Source organism: Microcoleus sp. LEGE 07076 (assembly GCF_015207455.1).
Taxonomy (GTDB): Bacteria; Cyanobacteriota; Cyanobacteriia; order Cyanobacteriales; family Microcoleaceae; genus Microcoleus.
The window spans coordinates 1-20,798 of the sequence record NZ_JADEWV010000116.1 but is presented as its reverse complement, the minus strand read 5'-3'; the positions used below and the strand labels follow the sequence as shown (position 1 = coordinate 20,798).

The following is a 20,798-nucleotide window of genomic DNA, read 5'->3' as shown; positions in this document are numbered from 1 at the left end:
ATTCCTGGGTGAGGGCGGGTGCAGATTCTATTTTTTGCTGTACTTTTACTAAATCTCGCAGGCGATTTACTACGAGATTTAGGGTGACTTCGCCGTAGCCCAAACCGGCGATTAAATCTTCGACGCTGTGGTAGTTGCAGCGCTGAGCTACTGACTGCATGGGTTCGGATTTCAGCAAGGATTCTAAGCCGTTTTTACCTAATTCTTTTTCCAGCAATTCCCGCCCGCGAGCCAGGTTTTCATCTCGGTGCGATCGCTTCAACCACTGGCGAATTCGGTTTTTTGCTCCGTTTGTTTTGACAAAATTCAGCCAATCGGAGCTGGGATGGCCGTTTTTTTGGTTCAAGATTTCTACAATGTCGCCGTTCTTTAAAACCTTGTCTAGTGTCACCATTCGCCCGTTGACTCTCGCACCGGTGCAGCGATTGCCAATTTCTGTGTGAATGCGGTAAGCAAAATCTACTGGTGTTGACCCGCTGTTGAGTGCAATCACGTCTCCGTTAGGAGTAAAAACGTAGATATCTTCGTCGAATAAGTTGTCTTTAATGCTTTGTAAATATTCGCGATCGTCTTTGAGGTCGCTTTGCCATTCTAGGAGTTGGCGCAGCCAAGTAAATTTTTCGTCGTCGCCGGTGACTGTGGTGTTAGAACCGCCGGTTTCTTTGTATTTCCAGTGGGCGGCAATGCCGTATTCTGCAATGTGGTGCATTGCTACGGTGCGAATTTGCACTTCGATGGGGCGGCCGCTGGTGCCGATGACTCCGGTGTGCAAAGATTGGTAGCGGTTGGCTTTTGGTAAACCGATATAATCTTTAAAACGGCCGGGAATCGGGCGGAAAGAATCGTGGACGATCGCCAAAGCCCGATAACAGTCATCATTCGTTTCTACAATTATCCGCACCGCCGCAATATCGTACACTTGGTTAAACCCTTTTTGGCGCCGCTGCATTTTCCCGTAAATCCCGTACAAATGTTTGGGACGACCGCTGACTTCATAGCATTTAATCCCTAAATTGTCAAGCCTTTCTCGCAAACTATCTGTGACTTCTGCCAGTTGAGTTTCTCGATCGCCCCGCTTCACCGCCACCAATTCCTGAATTTCGCGGTAAGCGTCCGGTTCCAGGTATTTAAACGCTAAATCTTCCAATTCCCACTTAAAGCGCCCGATACCCAAACGGTTCGCCAGGGGAGCAAAAATCTCTCGGGTTTCTAGGGCAATACTGCGCTGCTTTTCTGGAGACAAATGCTCCAAAGTCCTCATGTTGTGCAGTCTGTCTGCTAGTTTGACTACAATCACGCGAATATCTTTAGCCATTGCGAGAAACATGCGGCGAAAATTTTCAGCAAGGCGCTCTGTTTTGCTGGAAAAATTAAACTTAGAAAGCTTGGTGACACCTTCAACCAACTGTCGCACTTCCGCGCCGAACCGCTGTTCTATTTCTGCCAGAGTAATATCGGTATCTTCAACAATGTCGTGGAGGAAACCGGCGGCAATCATGACGCTGTTGCCGCCCATATATCGGAGTATTCCAGCGACAGCTACCGGATGGCAAATGTAAGGTTCTCCAGATTTGCGGTACTGTCCTTCGTGCAAGTCGCGGGCAAATTCAAAAGCCCGACAAATTAAGCTGTTGTCAGTCGGGCAATTGAGGTTGGGGTCAACATCAACCGACGATCGAGCATTCAGGCATTCTTGCAGCCAATCGGGAACGACGGCAGGATCGATCGAAACAGAGGGAGTCAGAATGTTTGCGTTCATGGGGTACACCTTTAAAAATTAGAAATACAAGTGGTTAAAAGCCAGTTTTCGGTTGTCTTGCCGAAATTATGTGTTTAGCTATACTAAACTAATTGAATGCCACAATTTGCAATTGCGAAAAATAGTCAATTTTTGTGTTAACTATAACTATTAAATTTTCAGTCGTCGCCCCTCGCGGGTAGGAAAATATATTGACCCAGGCGTTACTGCTGCGGTCGGTCTGGTAAAATAGGAATATTTAGACCGCAGCAGTTGAGGTCAGTCGATTTAAGATTAAAGTATTTTAGATTTTAGATTGACTCCACAGATGCAGTCTGGGAGATTGAACAAAAGTCTAAAATTTGGGGATCGAGCCTGACGCGATTGTCCGGGACAGGGTATTGGTTTTTGGAGTTGGCGGGCGTCAGGCGCGCTCCGGCAACACTAAACAAAAAGCAACAGTCTTCCCTTCCGAGTCACGTCAGCGAGGGATGAAATTTTCTAAACAAACAGGGAATTGCAGCCCAAATGCACGGCTTCGGTGAAATAGGAGCAAAGGTTAAACAAGAATCTTACCTCGATTATAAAGACAAATTTGTTGACAAAATCATGATATTGTCCGAAGACCGTCGCCAATGCTACCAAGAATTACAGCAAGCACTCGAACAGCTACAAGGAACTGCAGCACAGGATAATCCCGATCTGGCCGCCCTGGCTGCAGAATACACAAAAGTGCAACATTTTTTCGGAAACCACATTATGAAAGCCAACAGCGGCGAGTTAGATGCGCCACAAACACCCCCCGAGCAGTCCTATCTGACGGAAATACACAAACAACTGCGGTTATTGGGGACAGATGTCACGTTTTTGCAAGCTGCCAAGCAGCCAGCGACAGCACAGGCGAGGCAAACTGCGGCAAAGGAGCGAATCAACACGCTAATCGGCTACTGCAGCGCGCTGCTGCAAAAAAATTCTGGTTCTGAGCGGGCCCGCCCAGATACAGAATTAATAACTGAATTAATAGGGAATCGAGAAGGCAAGGAGAAATAAAGCGGTGGAATGTCCAAAATGCAAACATCCCAATTTAGAAGGCGGCACCTTAGCCGGCAGTATGTCGGTGCAGTGGTGTCCCAACTGTTACGGTATCTGGATTCCAGGCAGAGAATACGAAGCTTGGCAGAAAGAGTACAACCAGTGGTACAAAAAATCCCAGAAGCCAGCAGAGGCGACAGGCACTCTCGGCATAGAATTCACCCCCTCTCCCTATGACAGCAAAGCAGCCCTGTGTCCCGAAGACGGTCACTATTTGTCACGGGCAAAAGTTCCCTTCAGCAGAGTGCCCTTTTACATAGAGCGCTGTATGTTGTGCGGGGGCATTTGGTGCGACAACGGCGAGTGGGACATTCTCGAAAGTCTGGGATTCCACACCGAGATTGACAAGATGTTTTCTCCCAACTGGCAAGCTAAGGCCCGCGTGCAAGAACTCGCCTCTAGGGAACGTCAAGTGCTGACAGAGAAGCTGGGCCCGGACATCGCCGGATATGTGTTGGAACTGGCGGAAGTTTTAGCAGACCATCCCCACGCTGATTGTGCGGCGACTTACATACTGCGGAGAGCTGAGTTGAAGCGAAGGGAAATTTAGTCAGTAGTCAGTAGTCAGTAGTCAGCAGTCATTAGTCATTAGTCATTAGTTATTAGTTATTAGTTATTAGTTATTAGTTATTAGATAGTGATTAATGGCTAATAACTAACTGACTACTGACTGCTGACTAATAATAACTAATATCATGTCCGCTCGATTATCATTAAAAAATGTTTGTGGTAAGTATAGATTTCTGCCGTCACCCAGACAGATGATTGTGTGTTCTCACTACAAACGATTAACGATTGAAAATTATATCAGTGAACATGATATATCCAGTAAACAAATAACAAATAACAAATAACAAATAACAAATAACAACTAACAACTAACAACTAACAACTAACAACTAACAACTAAGGACTAAGGACTAATGACTAATGACTCTTCTCTATTTTCCGTTGAAAATCTGCGAGTAGCTTACCCTCAGCGGCGGGGTCAATCCGGTTGGGCGGTTGACGGGGTTTCCCTGGCGCTGCAACCGGGGGAAAAGCTGGGATTGGTTGGGGAGTCTGGGTGCGGTAAGTCAACTTTGGGAAGGGCGGCGATGCGGTTGCTGCCGGATTCGACGCTGATTGAGGGGCGGGTTGGTTTTGCTGGAGAGTCGGTGTTTGAGATGAATGCTTCGCGGCTGAGACGGTTTCGGGGCGAGGCTGTGGCGTTGATTTTTCAAGATCCGATGACTCGTCTCGATCCTTTGATGACTGTTGGGGAACATTGTATCGAGACTTTGCAAGCTCACAGACCGAATTTGGATCGCAAGCAGGCTAAGAAACGGGCGATCGAGATTTTGGAAGCTGTGAAAATTCCGGCGTCTCGCTGGTCGCAATTTCCCCACGAATTTAGTGGCGGAATGCGCCAAAGAGTAGCAATTGCTTTGGCTCTTTTGCTCGATCCTAAATTGATTGTGGCGGACGAACCGACGACGAGTTTGGATGTAACTGTCGCGGCTCAGATTTTGCAGGAATTGACTAGACTTTGCGCGGAACGGGGCACGGCTATTTTGTTGATTTCTCATGATTTGGCGATGGTGGCTGAGTATTGCGATCGCATTGCGGTGATGTACGGCGGTAAAGTGGTAGAAACAGGGCCGGTGCAGAATGTTTTTCAACAACCGCAGCACGAATATACTCGATCGCTCCTGAAAGCAGCTTTGCACATTCAAGCCGATCCGGGCAAAGGGTTCGCCCTCGAGGAAATCAGGACTGAAGTCCCTACTACAAACTCAACCAATTCGCCTCTTTTGACAGTGACGAATTTGCAGCAGCACTACAGTTTAGAAAGCAATTTATTAGATCGGTTATTTTTCAGGAATCAGCAGGTAATTAAAGCAGTAGACGGCGTTAGTTTAGAGCTACAACGGGGAGAAATCCTTGGGCTTGTGGGGGAGTCAGGCTGCGGGAAAAGTACCTTGTCACGCACGATTTTGCAGCTAATTACCGCGACTGGTGGCAAAGTTGAATTTCAAGGAATAGATATAACGGCCCTGAACCGCGATGCTGTGAGGAAGCACCGCCGGGAAATGCAAATGATCTTTCAAGACCCCCACGCTTGCTTGAATCCGATGATGACTGTCGGGCAAAGTATTGCTGACCCTTTATTTATTCACAAGTTAGCTAATGCCAGCGAAGCTAAAAAACAAGTAATCCAAATGTTAGAGCGCGTGGGTTTGACTCCGGGGGAGGATTTCTTTCGCCGCTATCCGGGGGAACTCTCAGGCGGACAACAGCAGCGGGTTTCGATCGCCCGCGCTTTGATTACTCGGCCCCAACTGATTATTTGCGATGAACCGGTGAGTATGCTGGATGCGAGCGTGCAGACTCAAGTTTTGGAGCTGATGTTGGAATTGAAGCAGGAATTTAATTTGACTTATCTGTTTATTACCCATGATTTGTGGGTGGCGAGATTTTTTTGCGATCGGATTGCGGTAATGAATGCGGGGAAAATTGTTGAAATTGGCAAGACTAGGGATATTTTTACTAATCCGCAGCACTCTTATACTCAGCAGTTATTGCAGGCAGCTCCTTTACTAGCTCGAACTAATTGATTTTGGATTTTGGATTTCGGATTTCGGAAATTTCGGGTTAAATTGGTTACAGTGAAGGGATACTTTTTCAATCATCCCACGGATACCAAGCATTATATGGCAGAATCTGACCTAGGCAGTTTTGCGGTGGCCTCCGAAGCCTCACTCGCAATCGCAGAGGATGAGGACACCGAGATCGATCGTTCGACGGTAACTCGATCGTCAGCATACAACAACTGGTCTGCCGACGATCCCGTGGGAGCTTTGTTCAAAGAAATGTCTCGCTATCCTCTACTGAGTGCCACCGAAGAGGTGGAGTTGGCGCGTCGCGTTCAAGAATTGGTAGCCCTTGTGCAACTAGAACAGCGTTTGCAGCAGGAATTGAACAGAGTGCCGACAAAAGCTGAACTCGCGGCGGCTTTGGGGGTGAGCGAAACCCAACTGCAACAGCTTCGCCACCAGTGTCAGTCGGCGAAACGGAAAATGATTAGCTCGAATTTGCGCTTGGTGGTTTCGATTGCCAAACGCTATCTCAACCGAGGCGTGCCTTTTCTTGATTTAATTCAGGAAGGAGCTTTGGGTTTAAATCGAGCAGCCGAAAAGTTCGATCCGGAGAAAGGTTACAAGTTTTCAACTTATGCCTATTGGTGGATTCGTCAAGGAATTACTCGGACAATTGCCAATCAAGGACGGACAATTCGCTTGCCGGTTCACATTGTCGAACAGTTAAATAAACTCAAAAGAGTTTATCGGGATTTGAGGCGTTCTCTTCAACGCAATCCCACTGAAACTGAAGTTGCTAGAGAAATGGAAGTTACTGCCGAACAGCTTCGTTCCCTCCAGCAAGTACGCAGGCAATCTTTGTCTCTCAACCACCGCATCGGTACGGAAGAAAGTTCTGAACTTTTGGATGTTCTTGAAGATAGCGCGACGCAATCTCCTGAAGCTCAGATGAATGAGATGATGATGCGCCAAGATATTTTGGAGGTGTTGGACAGTATTTTGACTGAACGGGAAAAAGAGATTGTGGCAATGCGTTACGGTTTGATAACTGGCGAACCTTACACTTTAGAAGAAGTCAGCAGTTTGTTCAATTTGTCCCGCGAACGAGTCCGTCAAATTCAAAATAAGGCAATGCGAAAGCTGCGCCGCCCTCAAGTGACGGAACGATTGAAGGGCTGGTTGAAATAATTAGACTAGAAGCCACCCTTTCGCCGGTTCGGCGGTTGAAACCGCTCCTTGTCAAACAAAGTCCGCCTGCGCGGACTAAGAAATAATGGTATTTTTAATTGTTGATTGTCGCTTACTACTTAATTGATTTATGTCTGATGAGGTGATTTTGCGTCCAGCTACCCGCGCTGATGTGCCGGTGCTGTTTGGTTTGATTGAAGCTTTGGCTGAGTATGAAAAATTATCTCATGCCGTTACTGGTAATGCGGTTGATTTGGAAAATCATTTGTTTGGCTCACGACCTTTTGCAGAAGCGATTCTAGTAGAGTCGGAAAATCGTGTTGTGGGCTGGGCGCTGTTTTTTTACAATTATTCTACTTTTTTGACTCAGCCTGGGATTTATTTGGAAGATTTGTTTGTGCTTCCTGAGTTTAGAGGGCGGGGAATTGGCAAGTCTTTGATTGTTTATTTGGCGCGGTTGACAGTTGAAAGGGGCTGCGGGCGTTTGGAGTGGAGTGTTTTGGACTGGAATGAATTGGCGATCGGATTTTACAAGGGTATCGGTGCTGATGTGATGCCCGACTGGCGGATTTGCCGGGTGGCGGGTGAGTCTTTGGCAACTTTGGCCTCGAAGTAATTTAGGGTTCGTGCGGAACAGGCCGGACAGCCTGTTAACCTAAAATGCCACACTGCGGTTAATTAATACCTACCTACTTAATCGCCAAAAATATAGGAAAATTTAGATAATAGTTAAGTTAATTGAGAGAGTAGATCGTGATTATTTGGGTAAACGAGCAAATCGATCCGTCGGGCATTCTTTATTCTTGCATTGCTTGTTGTGATGAGACTCAAGCGAAGGATTGCCACGAATCTTTTGAGCAAAATTTGACGGCCGATCAAAAGCTGCAGGGCTGGGTTGCTACCTTGCGGACTGTTAATTCTTGGGATGAGGTGCCTGTTAATGCTTTGAAGTTGAACTAATGAGTGCAACTCATCAGCAGCTTTAGTTTCGCCCTGTTTCGGTTCGATCGCAACTACAGGAAAACGTTGCACGTCTGTTCGTCCAAGGCAATATAGCTCGATCGCACATTTGTCAAGTTAACAGAAGTCTAGTTTTCTGAATTTGAAGCTAAAAGCCTGCAATTTCATTGCTGGAGTTTTAGGAGGGTGCCCGATGGTTGCCGAAATTTGGGCGGGAATTTGGGATCGCCGGAGTGCCGCAGGAATCCTAGCACGAAAAAGTCTGCTTCGGGCGATCCTCTTCGTTGGCTCCGCTAACGACAATTCGCATTTTTAAAACACATATTAGGATTAAAATTAATACATAAAGGCATTTCAAATTGTCAAATTAAATTATTATGATTGAGACATTATTTCATGCTTATACGCCTCTAGTTATCTGGACGGGCTTGGGACTGCTGCTGTTTAGGTACATCCCAGTCGATTTTCCTAAGCTGCTAAGCCGCTTTCTTTTCTGGATCGGGATACCGCTGCAAATTCTAGTTTTAGCCCGTCAGAGCGATTTTTCGGGTGCTGTGGTATTCACACCGGCGATCGCCATATTCGTGTTATTTCTGAGTACGAGTTTAGCTTGGTTGACTTGGCTGTTATTGTGGCGGCTGAGTGCGGCCCACGTCAAAAAGCCATATTTTCAAGGCAAAAATTCTCGACTCAATTTATTTTTATTAAATGTAAATTCCCTGAAGCGATCGAGCCAAGGCAGTTTTATCCTAGCTGCAATGTTAGCAAATACAGGCTTTGTCGGATTAGCAATCACCCCCGCTATCATCAGCAGCAATAACAGCAACTGGGCGGTGTTGTACAGCGTCACTAACAACGTGATCGGAACCTACGGTTTCGGTGTATTTATTGCTAGCTATTTCGGGAATTCCCAGCAAAAAAAACACTGGTGGACTCAGCTCCGGGACGTGCTGACAGTTCCCGCCCTGTGGGCATTTTTAATTGGTTTTTTCACCAGAAACATCCCCCTGTCCGAAACAGTGGAATCGGGATTGCAGGTAGCAGTTTGGGTGGTAATTGCCAGTGCTCTGCTCCTGGTTGGTATCCGTTTGCGATCGATTAAAACATGGCAAAGTTTTGAACTAGCGTTAATCCCGTCGCTGTTAAAAGTGGTAATTGTGCCAGTGCTAATCGGATTGGGTGCTAGTTTTTTTGGATTGAGCGGCGATCCGAGGTTGGTGTTGGTGTTGATGTCGGGAACGCCCACAGCTCTTTCGGTGCTGATTTTAGCAGAAATATACGATCTCGATCGCGATTTGTTAGCTAGCAGCATCGCCCTCACTTCCCTCGGTTTGCTGTTGATGCTGCCGCTGTGGCTTGCTTCGTTTAGTTGAAGTTGTTGCAAGACTTTTGAGAATTGGTATAACATAGAAATAACTTCAAAGAGGTTACAGGCATGACAACTATATCCAACGAACAAACAGCGATTATCCGTACAGAAAGAGGACTGACGGTCGCAGGTACGCGCATCACTATCTACGACATCATGGACTATGTGACTGCTCAATATCCGCCTAAGTTTATCAGGGGATTGTTTGACCTTACAGAAGCACAAATTAACGCCGCTTTAGCTTACATTGACCAAAATCGCGCTGATGTTGAAGCCGAGTATCAAATGGTTCTTAAAGAAGCTGAGGAACTGCGGCTGTACTACGAAGAAAAAAATCGCGATCTGATTGCCAGAATTGCGGCGCAACCACCAAGACCGGGAACGGAAGCTGCATGGGAAAAGCTTCGAGCCGCGAAGGCAAAACTTGATGCTAAAGCGTGATTCTTTTGGGCGATCGTAATCTCAACGGACACGCAATAATTTTCTTGGGATCTATTGCTAATCAAGGTTTGCTTGATATCATCTCAATTCGTTTTGTCACCTTAAAGGAGATTGCTTTAATATGTTAACTAAATACATCCAAGCTGCGATGAAGCAAGCTAAGTATGAAATCTTTCGTGATGATGGGACTTTCTACGGAGAAATTCCTATCTGTGAGGGAGTCTATGCAAATGCTGTAAGTCTTGAAGTTGCCCGTGAAGAATTGCAAGAGGTACTGGAAGACTGGATTTTACTTAGTCTCACCCTGAATCTTCCTTTACCCGTCCTCGATCGTATCGACCTGACAATTACCAAAGATGTTGCCTGACGCCCCCTTTAAAACCAATCAAACGTCGAGACTTAATTTATTACCTGAAACAAGTAGGATTTGACGGCCCCTATTCTGGAAAAAGGCATCAGTTTATGTTGAAAGATAACCTTCGCATCACCATCCCCAATCCTCATCAAGGTGATATCAGTGCCAACTTTTTAGCTAAAATTTTGCGACAGGCTAAAGTCGATATTAGTGATTGGGAGAACCTCTAAAGTTGAGAGGTTTTTCTCAATTAATTCCCAAGTATGATAGAATTAATGTATCATAAAATCGTTAAATATTATGACCATTGAAAATCTTGAAGCTGAGGTTATGGCATTGCCAAGGGATTCTCAAGCAATATTGCTATCGCGACTCCTAAAGCACTTGGGACAAAGTAGTGAAATTGATCCAGAAGTGGCATCTGTCTGGGTCGAAGAAGCCCAAAGGCGCGATCGAGAAATGGATGGCGGCCAAGTCACTGGTATTCCGGCTGAACAAGTGTTTCAGAAGATTCGTGGGCTTCTGCAATGAAAAACGTGATATTTCATCTTTATCGTATTTTAGAAGGCGATATGATTCGCATTTTAGCGGTTGCACATCACAAGTGTAGAACACAATACTGGGTTGAGCGAGAGTAGCAATCTAAAATCAGATGTTAATGAGGTGCGATCGCTATTTGATTGCCAATAGATGTATTGTTTAAAAAGTGATACCATGTTAAAAGAATTAAAAACCATTACTCTTGCAACTCTTCTGGTATTAGTAACAGCTAAACTGGGTTCTACTGCACCTCTCCCAAGTCCTAATAATCAAGGGGATTATACGGGCAGATATTATCATACTTATTGGGAAGTAGTAGACCCTGACCCAAAGGGGTTAAATTGTCGCATGAATTCTTCTTTTGAAGAATTCATGCGTATTGACAACCGCACTCCATTTGATGTTTTTAATTGGTCTGTAGTTGGTGTTTTAAAACAGGGACAGCGTTTTGAAAGCTTTCCTGGAAATGCTGGTGTTACTTTCCTGGATACCAGGGGTTTACCTTGGCTTTTTGTAGGAAAAAACTACACTACTGGTGCGGCGCAAGGTTGTTTTATTCGCGCTAATAGTCAATTTGTCAAACCAGTACAGATGTCATCGACTCGCGTACAACGCCAAGCGAGTCAACCGCTTACAAGTTCCACAGCACTACCGATGAAGCTTGGTTTTGACGAAGGATTTGGATCGATTGTAGTACCAGAAAGTGATACCAGAGCATCGGCCTATGGAGGACGCTTAAGGCGATATGATGTTCACATTGCTAAAATGTTTGAAGTCACTCACTTTATGTGTCAGCAGGGAAATTTAACACCCGGTATTACTTGGAATTACGAGGCTGGGGGTGGCACGATTAATATGGGAAGTTTTGTAATAACCTGCCGACTTGCTAATCAAATAGCTAGTGCCTATGGTTTAGGTAAATCAGAACCTACGAATATTACTTTTTCGGCTGGTGAAATCGGTCGCCCCGATGTCAGCAGTTTCAACATTCCTATCCTAAATATTACAGGTGATAAAGTACCACGCTGGATAACTTTTGTGCAGGGATTTCAGCCAGTGAGGAGGTAGGGCGATCAATCGCAATGGAAGGAGGTGTTAGAGGCAAGTATGTTGAACAATGTCGTGCCGGGACAAACTTAGTGCTTTTAGATGCAGATGTTGCCCAAGCTTTTCCCAATGATGCAGCAGTGAATGAGGCATTGAGGATGTTAATCAGATTGCACAGCGCCAGCAATTAAATACTGTGGTACAGCAGACTGAATAAAAATGATTGGTGAGGTGCGAACCCAATTTCCAAAATTGCGAGTAATCAGCATTTCAAAAGACAGAGATGGAGAAACAGTGCAACCGCCGCCTAAAGGATTTAAGGGTGAATTTAAAAGTATTCAATTAGCTGGCGGGACAAAAGGTTTTTTTTACAATGGTTGTGGTGCTTATTAGACGGTTTTAGTTGAATGGCCGTATCAAGTTAGGTTGTTTGAATAAACACAGATTTTCTGTACCTCACTTACCTAAAAAATCTTGTATTTTGTTGTATTTTCCCTAACAGATCATACAGTTCATAATTAAACTGGATTTGGGGATATCCAGTTTAATCCTCCTTCATATCCCTTAAATATTTACCCGTTAATAAAGAATAAATTATGCCGCATATCAAACCAATCATAAGAAAAAACCAAATTACACTAAATATCATAAATCCACAGACAGCTAAACCTACTATAGATAAGTAAATTTGGATCATGCCGGGAATAGCTAAAGAAACTAAAAATAGTATTAAAATACCAAATAGAGTTAGACAGAGACCTAGGAAGTTTTTCAAAGCTGATTCTCTCCCGAATTCCAAATTTGATTCTTTTGTTTCCCTAATTATATTGGGTGATATTAATATTTAACAACTCAAAGCGGTCGGATTTAGCACCCAAGTTTTCTAACCATCCTGAACCAATTTAGTAGAATTTGGTACAATTCAGTTGACACAGTAGGATTTAGTAGGATATAGTACATTCAACCTCACTCAACGCTGATTTATGAATGTTGAAGATGTCGTAGAATGGGCGAATAATTCAATTTTTGACAAAACTGGAGAAAATCTCACACCCCTACAGGAAGCAATACTATCCGGTGTTTGGCAAAGACAGAAATATCCTCAAATAGCTAAAGAGTTTAATTGTAGTGAATCTCACGTTAAAAAAGAAGCTGCTAAGTTATGGGAAAAGTTGCGTGAGGAATTAGGAGAAGACCTTAATAAATTTAATTTTCGTTCTAAGTTAGAGAAAAAATATCGTGTTTCTCAAGTTGCCCATTGGGGAGATTGTTTACAAATTGATAATGTTAATATTTGCGGTGAATTTCTACAAACTATTAAAGATACAGAAACCCGATCGCCCTTTCCCCCAGACTCTCCCCAAAACAAAAATCGATCGCCCATAATCGATTTAACAGACGCACCAGAATTAACCAGCTTTTACGATCGCACATCCGAACTCTCCACCCTCAAACAATGGATTGTACAAGCCCACACCCGCTTGATTACCGTCTGCGGCTTAAGCGGAATCGGCAAAAGTGCGATCGCCCTCAAACTCATCGAACAAACTCAAACCGAATTTGATTGCATTATTTGGCGCAGCCTCAGCCACACTCCCACACTCTCAACCCTCCAAACCGAACTCAAGCAATCTTTTGGGCGATCGCCACAAACCCCATTACCCACAATCATCGATTATTTTCGATCTTCTCGCTGTTTAGTAATCCTTGATGACGTACAGAATATTTTTAAAAGCAATCAATTAGCAGGTCAATATTTAACAGACTATGAAGACTACGGCAAATTTTTCAAACAAATTGCCACATCCTCTCATCAGAGTTGTTTAATCCTCCTCAGTTGGGAAAAACCCAGAGAAATCACTGCTTTAGAAGCCGGAAACAAAGCTACACAAACCTTACACCTCAAAGGGTTACGAGAACAAGCGGCAGAAATTCTTAGAGAAAAAGAATTGACAGATGAGGAAAAATGGCCAGACTTAATCGGCATTTATCAAGGTCATCCTTCCTGGCTAAATATCATCGCCTCAACAATTATCGAATTATTTGACGGTAGCGTTTTCCGGTTTTTAGCCAATAAAAATGATATTTATTTAGGCGATTTAGAGCCACTTTTAGAATCTCACTTAGAGCGTTTATCGGAATCCGAAAAAAAACTCAGCTACTGGTTAGCAACTCAAGATGAAGCTGTAGATATTTCACAACAACCTGCTGACAGTGAATTATCCAAATCTGAATTTTGGCAAGCCATACAATCTTTAGCGCGGCGCGGCTTAGTGGAAAAAGTGTTAGTAGGAGGGCGATCCAAGTTTCAGATTAATCGTGTATTTCAACAATACATTCATTCAATCTAAGTAACATTCCACCCCTTTATATTTCTTAGTCTGCGGAGGCAGACTTTGTTTGACAAGACGCGGTTTCAACCGCCGGGTTTATATAGTAGCGGTTTCAACCGCCGGGTTTATATAGTAGCGGTTTCAACCGCCGGTACTATCTTAACCCAACCCGAAAAGATTGCCCCATCGCTTGAAATTCTTGAGTTTCTTCCCGCTGTAACTGCTGTCTAATTTTGGCAAATTTCCTAACTGTTTCCACAGAGTACAAGCGTTCTCCACAGCTTAGGCAAACTTCAGCGGATACTTTTAAAATAGCAGTATGGTTGCCACCTCGTAAAAGTTTCTCGACTTCTTTTATAACTATTTCACCGCCACAAATAGGGCATTTTTCTACAGATAGCATTGTTAATTTCTCCTTTGTATCTAATTAATCCATCGATTCGCATCGGGGCGATAAACTGTAATTAGGATGGCTAGTTTATTACTAGGAACATAAGACCAAACACTGTGAATAGGATCGCCTCTAAAGCTTTCACCATAGATTAAGTATCGGGGATAAGGTTTTTCTTTGGGATAATTTTCGATAATTTCACCATAAAGGACGGAAAAGTAGATTTCATCAAATGAGAGACTATCGTTCTCTGCTTCTTCGTCAGCATGGTCCGTAATTCGCACCCGATTTTCTAATATTGCTTCTACGATATCGTTGAGATTCATTCGTTGAAAGTTAAATCTTACATAACCTATGGATGGTTTCACCAGATCCAAAAGCAATTAAACCATACGATCGCACTTCTCAACTTCTACATCGATCGCATAAAAGCATTCACCGCATCATATTGATCCGCCATCCGCGAATAAAACTCGATCGATCGCAAATCCAACTCCGGCAAAACTTCACTCTTGCTCACCAACTCATACCCCGTTGGACGCAAACAATAAACCGAAATTACCCCATCCTCCCAAAACCAAACCTCCCGCACACCCACCCGACGATAGATTTCCAGCGTATCAACTCCACCACTCGTCACTGTTATCTCGATCGCCAAATCTGGAACCGACTTGCGCGCACCCAAACAATAAGACTCATCTGGTTCCTTCCGTGCACCCAACTCCTTCATCCCGATAGTTGTACTACCACGCCCGTAGAAACGAATGTCCTTCATCCGCATATACATTTCTAAAAGCTGATCTAAAGTGTTTCTAGATTCTTCATGTTCCTCAGAAAAAGGAGCCATAATTTCTAAACACCCATCCAAATAAGTTAAATGTGCCCCAGTGTCCGCCAAATCTGCATCCAACTTTTCCAGAGTCTCCCATGTCACGTTTGACAGAAAAGCCGCACCTGTACCCAATCCTGCTTTAGAAATTGCGACAACCATTTGACTCACCTTTTACCATCGCTTTTCCATATTAGCGAATATTAGCTGAAATCTCAAATCAGATTGCTCTAAAATTTCGCAGTACAATGAACAATAACTGCACGAAAAAGACGATGAACAAAATAATAACTGCTACAAGTCTTCCTCCTGCATTCCCCGACCACACTCAATTGCCAGACGAAGACGGTACATTTGTGAAAAATTTTCAGGAGCATCCCCAGAGCATCATTCTGACAGATTCGATCGGGCCAGTTGTCGAGCGGCTGCATCCAGACGGACAATATGCGATCGGGCAAGACTGCGGCATTTACTGGCGAGAAACTGACCCGCCAGAGCGAGGCGCAGAAGCACCGGATTGGTTTTACGTGCCGAATGTACCGGCAACACTGGACGGTTTTCGCCGTTCTTATGTACTTTGGCGGGAACACATGGCTCCGTTCATTGCTTTAGAATTTGCTAGCGGTAATGGAGACGAAGAGCGCGACCGCACTCCCCTTGCTGTGGCTGCTGACGGTACAACAACTAAACCCGGTAAGTTTTGGGTGTACGAGAGAATTATCCGCATTCCTTACTACGGTATTTATGAAATGAGAACTGGCAATTTAGAAGTCTATCACCTGATAGATTTTGGATATCGAAGGATGGAGGCAAACGAACGGGGTCACTATCCCATTCCTGTACTAGATGTAGAATTGGGACTTTGGCAGGGAAGCTATCAAAATCAAGAACTACTTTGGCTGCGGTGGTGGGATTCGCAGGGGAATTTGCTGTTAACTGGCTCCGAACAAGTTGAAATTGAGCGGGCGAGGGTCGAACAAGAACAGCAAAGAACCGAACAAGAACGGCAAAGGGCCGAACAAGAACGGCAAAGGGCCGAACAAGCAGAGCGAAAAGCCGCCCAGTTAGCGGAGCGACTGCGAGCAATGGGAATCGATCCCGATGCTGAGGATTAATATCAAAGTCCCAAAACTCTCTCTGTAGCGCTAGCACTGCATACCTTACCTTTTACAATCACAAACAACAAAGTTTATGGAAACTAAACCACCTCTACCACCCTTTACGTTGGAAACAGCCAAAGCCAAAGTTCAAGCTGCCGAAGATGCCTGGAATACCCGCGATCCAGAACGAGTAGCCTTAGCTTATACGGAAGATTCTCAGTGGCGAAACCGTGCCGAATTCTTCAGCGGACGGGAAGAAATCAAGGCTTTTTTAAGACGAAAATGGGCAAAGGAACTAGATTACCGTTTAAAGAAAGAACTCTGGAGTTTTACAGATAATCGAATTTCTGTTCGCTTCGAGTATGAATGGCATGATGATTCCGGCTACTGGTATCGCGCCTACGGTAACGAACAGTGGGAATTTGCCGAAAATGGGTTAATGCGAAGACGTGAAGCCAGCATTAATGATGTTCCTATTCTTGAATCTGAACGCAAGTTTCGATAGAAGTTATTTGTGAGTTGCTAGACGCAGGCTTGATCGTTTGGACTTTAGTCGTGATTAACTAAATGCTACAGAGAAAACTAAAGTCCTCACAGATTTTTAGTAAAGACTTTAGTCCTGATTCACTAAATGCTACAGAGAAAACTCAAGTCCTCACTACCAACGAAAGCCTCCCAATTTTATAACTTCCTCAATCGGTAAGCAAACTAGGAGAAGTTATCACAAATACATCTCTGGTTCCGACTCCTTCCACTTCCGGTTTAATCGGCGTAGTAAAGTGGAAAAATTCGTGGTCGTTAACTAGCAGCAATTCTCCCGGTTGCAGAACTTTGTTGAAAACAGGCTTCTCTTTTTTAGCCAAGTACAAATGCGTTTCCCCGCCTACAATATTAGTGCGATCGACCGAGAAGATCCCGATAAAATCAGTACCATCTCGGTGAATTCCTTCCGGTGCGGGGTTGCCAAAATTGTGCGGCGAACAAGTTGTCCTGATTTGATGGACTCCGATTTCAGCTTCCGGATGAATTTTGCAGGAATCGAAAAAAGCAAAAATCAGTTGTTTGAAATTATCAAGGGCGATTAGCCGATCGTCCAATTCGGCAAATTCCCGCCTGATATCGCCCGCTAGAGGATTGTACGCTTTACTTTGAAACAAGTAGCCGTGAGGCAATTTAACTAACTCATTTCCGTTCACTACAAACCGCGACAATCTCCTCGAACGATACTTCCCCTTAATATAAGGATCTACAGGCATATCCTCAAAAAATTGCTTGAAGCCTTCCAGCTTGATCGAGTTTACTTTCTTAAAAGTAAACATGAAAGCATAATCCAAATCGATGGATTCTAATACCGTTTTCATAGATTATTCTCCATGAAGCCTTGCTCCCCTCCTTAGTTTTGCCTTGAGGAGGTGTATGTTTCTAGTCTAGCTCAAGTTTTTTGTAGGTATCGTTAAAAAAAATACAAAAATTGCAAATTTTTCGTAAAGATGGCGACTAATTTCGTACAGTTTTGACCAGCGACTGACAAGCCCGCAGGAAGATAGCAACATCCGCCCCAAGTGCAACGTACTGAACGCCAGCATCAATCCACTGCTTCGCGGTTTCCGGGTTTTCGGCAAAAGTACCCGCGGCTTTACCCGCACTGCGGATGGTTTGCACAGCCTCCTGCATCATGTCGATGACTCGCGAATCGCGCACTTGGCCGGGAATGCCGATCGACTGCGACAGATCGTAAGGCCCCAGAAAAATCACGTCAACCTGCGGCACAGTAACAATTTCTGCCAGATTCTCGATACCGCCTTTACCTTCGACATGAATCACAACTAACGATTCTTCGTTGAGTTTGTCCGTGATATTTGTACCTGCAGCGGTGTAAAGTCCCGCCCGCGTAGCAAAGGAAAGGCCTCGCGTCCCCAGAGGACTATATTTAGCACTTTTGACAGCAGTTTCGGCATCGATTTTACTTTCTATTTGAGGTACTTGAACCCCTGCACTGCCGATGTCGAGAGCTCGTTGAATTTGCGGCCCGTCGTTTTTGCGGACGCGAACAATCGGTGCAATGCCGGTGCAGTCGGCTGCGCGGCACAAATCTTCAGCAGCAAGCGGGTGCAGCGGGCCGTGTTCCATGTCGATGACTGCGAAATCAAATCCAGCATGACCGCAGATTTCTATGAATGCGGGATAGGCGCAGTTCATGAATAAACCGAGAACAGTTTCGCCTTGTTTGATTTTTTGTTTGAGTTTGTTTTGACGCATAAGTTTGTTTTTTTTAGCAGGAAATTAACGCGGATTTTTTCCAAGAATATTGCTCAATACCAGCAACAAACTACTTTAGGTTAAGAGAATTGACAGAAGTTTGGTAGCTGCTTTTGCTTCTATTTTAAAGGGAATCAAGCACAAAAGCCAGCCCAATAAAAACATTCCCAGAATTGGTAAAAATATTGCTCCCACAGATGGCTCGACGAACCAAGCAAATAAAGAAAACATTCCAATACTGCCCGTTGTCCACAACCAAAGAATCAGAATCCCTAGAACTACTTTATGTAAAATCATTCTTATTTTAATCGAACAACCGAAGGGTTGAGAATTGATATGTCCTTTAATGATTGGCAAAAATAAATTGCGACCGATGGTGATGCGATTGATTTTAAAGGTATTGCCAGAAATTGTTCCTTCATAAGGTTTTGCAGGTGGCGGGCTGAAGGGGAGAGTTATTCTAAAAAGTTTGGGAGGAGTGACAACTTCGTCCAATCTTTGCAAAACTTCTGAAAAAGTTAAGCTTGTCGTAATTGTTAAACTCTCAAAAGGAATCAACAATCTAAAAAATTTGAATATTTTGAACATATGCTAGATCCTGCTTTTATATACTTGCAGATGGTATTAATGTTTATTATCTAAAACTATTTTCCCATGACCGCACAGCAAAATACCAGTATACTACGAAATAAACATTTAAATGCAATGAGTGTTTTTCCCCGATCTCGAAATTAATTCCACAATCTGCGATGAAACTGCGGCGTTATCTATTTTCGCTGTTTGAGTCGATCGCTCCTCACCTTCACCCTCAGCCTAATTACCTCAATCTCAGCTACTGTCCCAAGATTGGTCGCGCTTTCCTCGCAATCGAGACAATCAGAAATTTGTGACATTCTCTTAGCAGGCGGCAGGTTCGCAGGTACTGCTACCGCTTGCGAAGGCTTGCTGGCGGGGCGCACAGTTTGCATCGCATTACTGACTGGCGGCTCAAATTTCCTCCCGGCGAACTTCCGCACTCGATAGACTTGCATTGCATTCATTACCAAATTATCTTAAAATTATCTGCGTTGCATCTGCTGGGTGCGTCTGCGGTTTCTGCATCAATGAATAGTTTACGGTTAGTACCACCAAAAAAGTGGGATGTTTGTTCAAATTAAACATTTTAAACTATATTCATAACTACTTTAGGAACCAAACATATTTGAGAAAAATTTGATGTCTTTTTTTGATTCTATTTTAAACCCAATCAGGGACAAAGACCATCCAAAAATACACATTCCAAAAAGAGGTAGAAATATTAGCCCGATAGAGCGATCGACCAACCAAACCAATAAAGTTAACAACCCCATACTAGCTGGCACCGACATCCAAACAATCATAAACACCATTACAGCTAGGTGTAAATTCATCCTAATTTTTAGAGAACAACCAAAGGGTTGAGAATGAATTTCGCCTGTAATTTGGGGTAAAAAAGAATTTCTGTAAGAAGAGATGATACGGCGGATTTGGAAAGTGTTTCCTGAAAGTGTACCTTCGTAAGGTTTATGCGATTTTTTGAACTGCAATGCCATTTTCAAGGTCTTGGGAGGCTCAATAATTTTATCCAACTTTTGCCAAACTTCAGAAAAACTTAAATTACTCGCAATTGTTAAACTCTCAAAAGGTAGTAAAAATCTGTAAAATTTAATCAGCTTGTTCATGGGACTAATTATGATCTTAAAAAAATCTTGCCTTAACTAAATTTTCGCATAAATATAGCAATCCTCGCATCATTTGTATAATTAATTTTAGGGTTCTTCCCCCGTTGAAAAACCCCGATCAGTGGGGGTAGGCACGGGGCACTACCTACAAATTTGGCGAATCATTTAGCAACTCTATAAAAAAATGCCCTGACCGCACCGCGAAATACCAGTATTATAGAATTTAATTCACTTTTTGGTCATTTGCTGTAAGTGGTATTGACTTGTGTCAAAATTTAACCGACAATTTCTGATGAAACTTCCGAAACATCTGTTTTCGCTCAAAGGTCGATCGCTCGTCACCTTCACCCTCAGCCTCATTACCTCAATCTCAGTTATTACCCCAACATTAACATTTGCCGCACCTGCGCCCAATCCCAACAAAGAGGAAACTTGCGACATTCTCGTAGCAGGCGGCGGGCTCGCAGGTGCCGCTACCGCCTACGAAGGTTTGCTGGCGGGGCGCACCGTTTGCATCACAGAAATTACTGACTGGGTAGGCGGTCAAATTTCCTCTCAGGGAACTTCCGCACTCGATGAAAGAGACACTCAGCGATCGCTCTTATTTTACCCCCGCGGCTACCTAGAATTGCGGCGGCGAATCAAAGAACATTACGGGAGACTAAATCCCGGCGGCTGTTGGGTTAGCTATTCCTGTTTCATGCCCTATGACGGCCACAAAATTGTATTTAACATCTTGCAGGCTACTGCTAGAAAAGGCAAAGGTACCCTGAAATGGTTTCCCAATACCGTTATTAAAGAACTAACAATTACTCCTGCTGTGGGGGAGAATGCAGTTGGCGGACAACAAATTAAAAGTGCGATCGCCATTCAACAC

Annotated in this window: 27 protein-coding genes; 18 read left to right on the top strand and 9 right to left on the bottom strand. The window is 44.0% G+C overall.

What is annotated here, in order from left to right; all coding sequences use genetic code 11:
- On the bottom strand, window positions 1-1,759 hold a 1,759-nt coding region (locus IQ270_RS18680; RefSeq protein WP_193974650.1), incomplete at its 3' end, for a bifunctional (p)ppGpp synthetase/guanosine-3',5'-bis(diphosphate) 3'-pyrophosphohydrolase.
- Between the two features lie 507 nt (window positions 1,760-2,266).
- On the opposite strand from IQ270_RS18680, the gene patD reads away from it, so the two are divergent.
- From patD to IQ270_RS18605, 15 genes are all read left to right on the top strand, one after another.
- A complete protein-coding gene (gene patD, locus IQ270_RS18675) occupies window positions 2,267-2,788 on the top strand; it encodes a heterocyst frequency control protein PatD (protein ID WP_228056483.1) in 522 nt (173 codons plus the stop codon).
- Between the two features lie 4 nt (window positions 2,789-2,792).
- On the top strand, window positions 2,793-3,380 hold the full coding sequence (locus IQ270_RS18670) for a zf-TFIIB domain-containing protein (protein ID WP_193974649.1): 588 nt from the start codon (window positions 2,793-2,795) through the stop codon (window positions 3,378-3,380).
- Between the two features lie 373 nt (window positions 3,381-3,753).
- Window positions 3,754-5,427, top strand: coding sequence for an ABC transporter ATP-binding protein (locus tag IQ270_RS18665; protein ID WP_193974648.1), 1,674 nt, complete (start codon window positions 3,754-3,756; stop codon window positions 5,425-5,427).
- Between the two features lie 96 nt (window positions 5,428-5,523).
- On the top strand, window positions 5,524-6,597 hold the full coding sequence (locus IQ270_RS18660) for an RNA polymerase sigma factor, RpoD/SigA family (RefSeq protein ID WP_193974647.1): 1,074 nt from the start codon (window positions 5,524-5,526) through the stop codon (window positions 6,595-6,597).
- A 130-nt stretch (window positions 6,598-6,727) separates the two neighbouring features.
- Window positions 6,728-7,213: a GNAT family N-acetyltransferase gene (locus tag IQ270_RS18655; protein WP_193974646.1), complete on the top strand. Its 486-nt coding sequence runs from the start codon at window positions 6,728-6,730 to the stop codon at window positions 7,211-7,213.
- 137 nt (window positions 7,214-7,350) lie between these two features.
- Window positions 7,351-7,557 carry a glycogen debranching protein gene (locus IQ270_RS18650; RefSeq protein WP_193974645.1) on the top strand — a complete coding sequence of 69 codons (207 nt, stop codon included), beginning with the start codon at window positions 7,351-7,353 and terminating at the stop codon, window positions 7,555-7,557.
- 377 nt (window positions 7,558-7,934) lie between these two features.
- Window positions 7,935-8,930 (top strand): AEC family transporter, encoded by a 996-nt coding sequence (locus IQ270_RS18645; protein WP_193974644.1) that lies wholly within the window; start codon window positions 7,935-7,937, stop codon window positions 8,928-8,930.
- A 62-nt stretch (window positions 8,931-8,992) separates the two neighbouring features.
- Window positions 8,993-9,367, top strand: coding sequence for a DUF433 domain-containing protein (locus tag IQ270_RS18640; RefSeq protein ID WP_193974643.1), 375 nt, complete (start codon window positions 8,993-8,995; stop codon window positions 9,365-9,367).
- A 121-nt stretch (window positions 9,368-9,488) separates the two neighbouring features.
- Window positions 9,489-9,734: a type II toxin-antitoxin system HicB family antitoxin gene (locus tag IQ270_RS18635; RefSeq protein ID WP_193974642.1), complete on the top strand. Its 246-nt coding sequence runs from the start codon at window positions 9,489-9,491 to the stop codon at window positions 9,732-9,734.
- Complete coding sequence (locus tag IQ270_RS18630; protein ID WP_193974652.1) at window positions 9,731-9,952, top strand: type II toxin-antitoxin system HicA family toxin; 222 nt, start codon at window positions 9,731-9,733, stop codon at window positions 9,950-9,952. Before IQ270_RS18635 ends, IQ270_RS18630 begins: the two co-directional genes overlap by 4 nt.
- Before the next feature lie 70 nt (window positions 9,953-10,022).
- Window positions 10,023-10,253 carry an addiction module protein gene (locus IQ270_RS18625; RefSeq protein WP_193974641.1) on the top strand — a complete coding sequence of 77 codons (231 nt, stop codon included), beginning with the start codon at window positions 10,023-10,025 and terminating at the stop codon, window positions 10,251-10,253.
- A 183-nt stretch (window positions 10,254-10,436) separates the two neighbouring features.
- A complete protein-coding gene (locus IQ270_RS31180; RefSeq protein ID WP_228056482.1) occupies window positions 10,437-11,330 on the top strand; it encodes a hypothetical protein in 894 nt (297 codons plus the stop codon).
- A 14-nt stretch (window positions 11,331-11,344) separates the two neighbouring features.
- On the top strand, window positions 11,345-11,500 hold the full coding sequence (locus IQ270_RS18615; protein ID WP_228056481.1) for a hypothetical protein: 156 nt from the start codon (window positions 11,345-11,347) through the stop codon (window positions 11,498-11,500).
- Between the two features lie 28 nt (window positions 11,501-11,528).
- Window positions 11,529-11,702: a hypothetical protein gene (locus IQ270_RS18610; protein WP_193974654.1), complete on the top strand. Its 174-nt coding sequence runs from the start codon at window positions 11,529-11,531 to the stop codon at window positions 11,700-11,702.
- Window positions 11,703-12,292: 590 nt separating this feature from the next.
- Window positions 12,293-13,660, top strand: coding sequence for an ATP-binding protein (locus IQ270_RS18605; RefSeq protein ID WP_193974640.1), 1,368 nt, complete (start codon window positions 12,293-12,295; stop codon window positions 13,658-13,660).
- Window positions 13,661-13,796: 136 nt separating this feature from the next.
- On the opposite strand, the gene IQ270_RS18600 is transcribed toward IQ270_RS18605, so the two are convergent.
- From IQ270_RS18600 to IQ270_RS18590, 3 genes are all read right to left on the bottom strand, one after another.
- Window positions 13,797-14,045, bottom strand: a complete 249-nt coding sequence (locus IQ270_RS18600) for a YgiT-type zinc finger protein (protein ID WP_193974639.1) — start codon at window positions 14,043-14,045, stop codon at window positions 13,797-13,799.
- A 20-nt stretch (window positions 14,046-14,065) separates the two neighbouring features.
- On the bottom strand, window positions 14,066-14,359 hold the full coding sequence (locus IQ270_RS18595; protein WP_193974638.1) for a DUF4258 domain-containing protein: 294 nt from the start codon (window positions 14,357-14,359) through the stop codon (window positions 14,066-14,068).
- 86 nt (window positions 14,360-14,445) lie between these two features.
- Window positions 14,446-15,024 (bottom strand): Uma2 family endonuclease, encoded by a 579-nt coding sequence (locus IQ270_RS18590; protein ID WP_193974637.1) that lies wholly within the window; start codon window positions 15,022-15,024, stop codon window positions 14,446-14,448.
- Between the two features lie 113 nt (window positions 15,025-15,137).
- Between IQ270_RS18590 and IQ270_RS18585 the strand changes: the two genes are divergently transcribed.
- Together IQ270_RS18585 and IQ270_RS18580 are read left to right on the top strand one after the other, a co-directional pair.
- Window positions 15,138-15,977 (top strand): Uma2 family endonuclease, encoded by an 840-nt coding sequence (locus tag IQ270_RS18585; RefSeq protein WP_193974636.1) that lies wholly within the window; start codon window positions 15,138-15,140, stop codon window positions 15,975-15,977.
- Between the two features lie 76 nt (window positions 15,978-16,053).
- Complete coding sequence (locus IQ270_RS18580; RefSeq protein ID WP_193974635.1) at window positions 16,054-16,467, top strand: nuclear transport factor 2 family protein; 414 nt, start codon at window positions 16,054-16,056, stop codon at window positions 16,465-16,467.
- A gap of 187 nt (window positions 16,468-16,654) precedes the next feature.
- On the opposite strand, the gene IQ270_RS18575 is transcribed toward IQ270_RS18580, so the two are convergent.
- The 5 genes from IQ270_RS18575 to IQ270_RS18555 all read right to left on the bottom strand — a co-directional run bounded on the left by IQ270_RS18575 (window position 16,655) and on the right by IQ270_RS18555 (window position 19,921).
- Window positions 16,655-17,323 carry a 2OG-Fe dioxygenase family protein gene (locus tag IQ270_RS18575; protein WP_193974634.1) on the bottom strand — a complete coding sequence of 223 codons (669 nt, stop codon included), beginning with the start codon at window positions 17,321-17,323 and terminating at the stop codon, window positions 16,655-16,657.
- A 136-nt stretch (window positions 17,324-17,459) separates the two neighbouring features.
- Window positions 17,460-18,221, bottom strand: a complete 762-nt coding sequence (locus tag IQ270_RS18570; protein ID WP_193974633.1) for an HpcH/HpaI aldolase/citrate lyase family protein — start codon at window positions 18,219-18,221, stop codon at window positions 17,460-17,462.
- Window positions 18,222-18,296: 75 nt separating this feature from the next.
- Entirely contained in the window at window positions 18,297-18,809 is a 513-nt protein-coding gene (locus tag IQ270_RS18565; protein WP_193974632.1) for a hypothetical protein, read from the bottom strand.
- Window positions 18,810-18,988: 179 nt separating this feature from the next.
- Complete coding sequence (locus IQ270_RS18560) at window positions 18,989-19,261, bottom strand: hypothetical protein (protein ID WP_193974631.1); 273 nt, start codon at window positions 19,259-19,261, stop codon at window positions 18,989-18,991.
- 144 nt (window positions 19,262-19,405) lie between these two features.
- Complete coding sequence (locus IQ270_RS18555) at window positions 19,406-19,921, bottom strand: hypothetical protein (RefSeq protein WP_193974630.1); 516 nt, start codon at window positions 19,919-19,921, stop codon at window positions 19,406-19,408.
- Window positions 19,922-20,213: 292 nt separating this feature from the next.
- On the opposite strand from IQ270_RS18555, the gene IQ270_RS18550 reads away from it, so the two are divergent.
- Window positions 20,214-20,798 (top strand): FAD-dependent oxidoreductase (locus IQ270_RS18550; RefSeq protein ID WP_193974629.1); only part of this gene is annotated, 585 nt, incomplete at its 3' end.

Coding starts and splice junctions, on each gene's coding strand:
- IQ270_RS18635 (WP_193974642.1), top strand. CDS start 9,489: ATGTTAACTAAATACATCCAAGCTGCGATGAAGCAAGCTAAGTATGAA.
- IQ270_RS31180 (WP_228056482.1), top strand. CDS start 10,437: ATGTTAAAAGAATTAAAAACCATTACTCTTGCAACTCTTCTGGTATTA.
- IQ270_RS18575 (WP_193974634.1), bottom strand. CDS start 17,323: ATGAAAACGGTATTAGAATCCATCGATTTGGATTATGCTTTCATGTTT.
- IQ270_RS18600 (WP_193974639.1), bottom strand. CDS start 14,045: ATGCTATCTGTAGAAAAATGCCCTATTTGTGGCGGTGAAATAGTTATA.
- IQ270_RS18580 (WP_193974635.1), top strand. CDS start 16,054: ATGGAAACTAAACCACCTCTACCACCCTTTACGTTGGAAACAGCCAAA.
- IQ270_RS18590 (WP_193974637.1), bottom strand. CDS start 15,024: ATGGTTGTCGCAATTTCTAAAGCAGGATTGGGTACAGGTGCGGCTTTT.
- IQ270_RS18625 (WP_193974641.1), top strand. CDS start 10,023: ATGACCATTGAAAATCTTGAAGCTGAGGTTATGGCATTGCCAAGGGAT.
- IQ270_RS18555 (WP_193974630.1), bottom strand. CDS start 19,921: ATGAACAAGCTGATTAAATTTTACAGATTTTTACTACCTTTTGAGAGT.
- patD (WP_228056483.1), top strand. CDS start 2,267: ATGCACGGCTTCGGTGAAATAGGAGCAAAGGTTAAACAAGAATCTTAC.
- IQ270_RS18655 (WP_193974646.1), top strand. CDS start 6,728: ATGTCTGATGAGGTGATTTTGCGTCCAGCTACCCGCGCTGATGTGCCG.
- IQ270_RS18565 (WP_193974632.1), bottom strand. CDS start 18,809: ATGTTCAAAATATTCAAATTTTTTAGATTGTTGATTCCTTTTGAGAGT.
- IQ270_RS18585 (WP_193974636.1), top strand. CDS start 15,138: ATGAACAAAATAATAACTGCTACAAGTCTTCCTCCTGCATTCCCCGAC.
- IQ270_RS18665 (WP_193974648.1), top strand. CDS start 3,754: ATGACTAATGACTCTTCTCTATTTTCCGTTGAAAATCTGCGAGTAGCT.
- IQ270_RS18640 (WP_193974643.1), top strand. CDS start 8,993: ATGACAACTATATCCAACGAACAAACAGCGATTATCCGTACAGAAAGA.
- IQ270_RS18610 (WP_193974654.1), top strand. CDS start 11,529: ATGATTGGTGAGGTGCGAACCCAATTTCCAAAATTGCGAGTAATCAGC.
- IQ270_RS18660 (WP_193974647.1), top strand. CDS start 5,524: ATGGCAGAATCTGACCTAGGCAGTTTTGCGGTGGCCTCCGAAGCCTCA.
- IQ270_RS18605 (WP_193974640.1), top strand. CDS start 12,293: ATGAATGTTGAAGATGTCGTAGAATGGGCGAATAATTCAATTTTTGAC.
- IQ270_RS18615 (WP_228056481.1), top strand. CDS start 11,345: ATGGAAGGAGGTGTTAGAGGCAAGTATGTTGAACAATGTCGTGCCGGG.
- IQ270_RS18560 (WP_193974631.1), bottom strand. CDS start 19,261: ATGAATGCAATGCAAGTCTATCGAGTGCGGAAGTTCGCCGGGAGGAAA.
- IQ270_RS18595 (WP_193974638.1), bottom strand. CDS start 14,359: ATGAATCTCAACGATATCGTAGAAGCAATATTAGAAAATCGGGTGCGA.
- IQ270_RS18645 (WP_193974644.1), top strand. CDS start 7,935: ATGATTGAGACATTATTTCATGCTTATACGCCTCTAGTTATCTGGACG.
- IQ270_RS18570 (WP_193974633.1), bottom strand. CDS start 18,221: ATGCGTCAAAACAAACTCAAACAAAAAATCAAACAAGGCGAAACTGTT.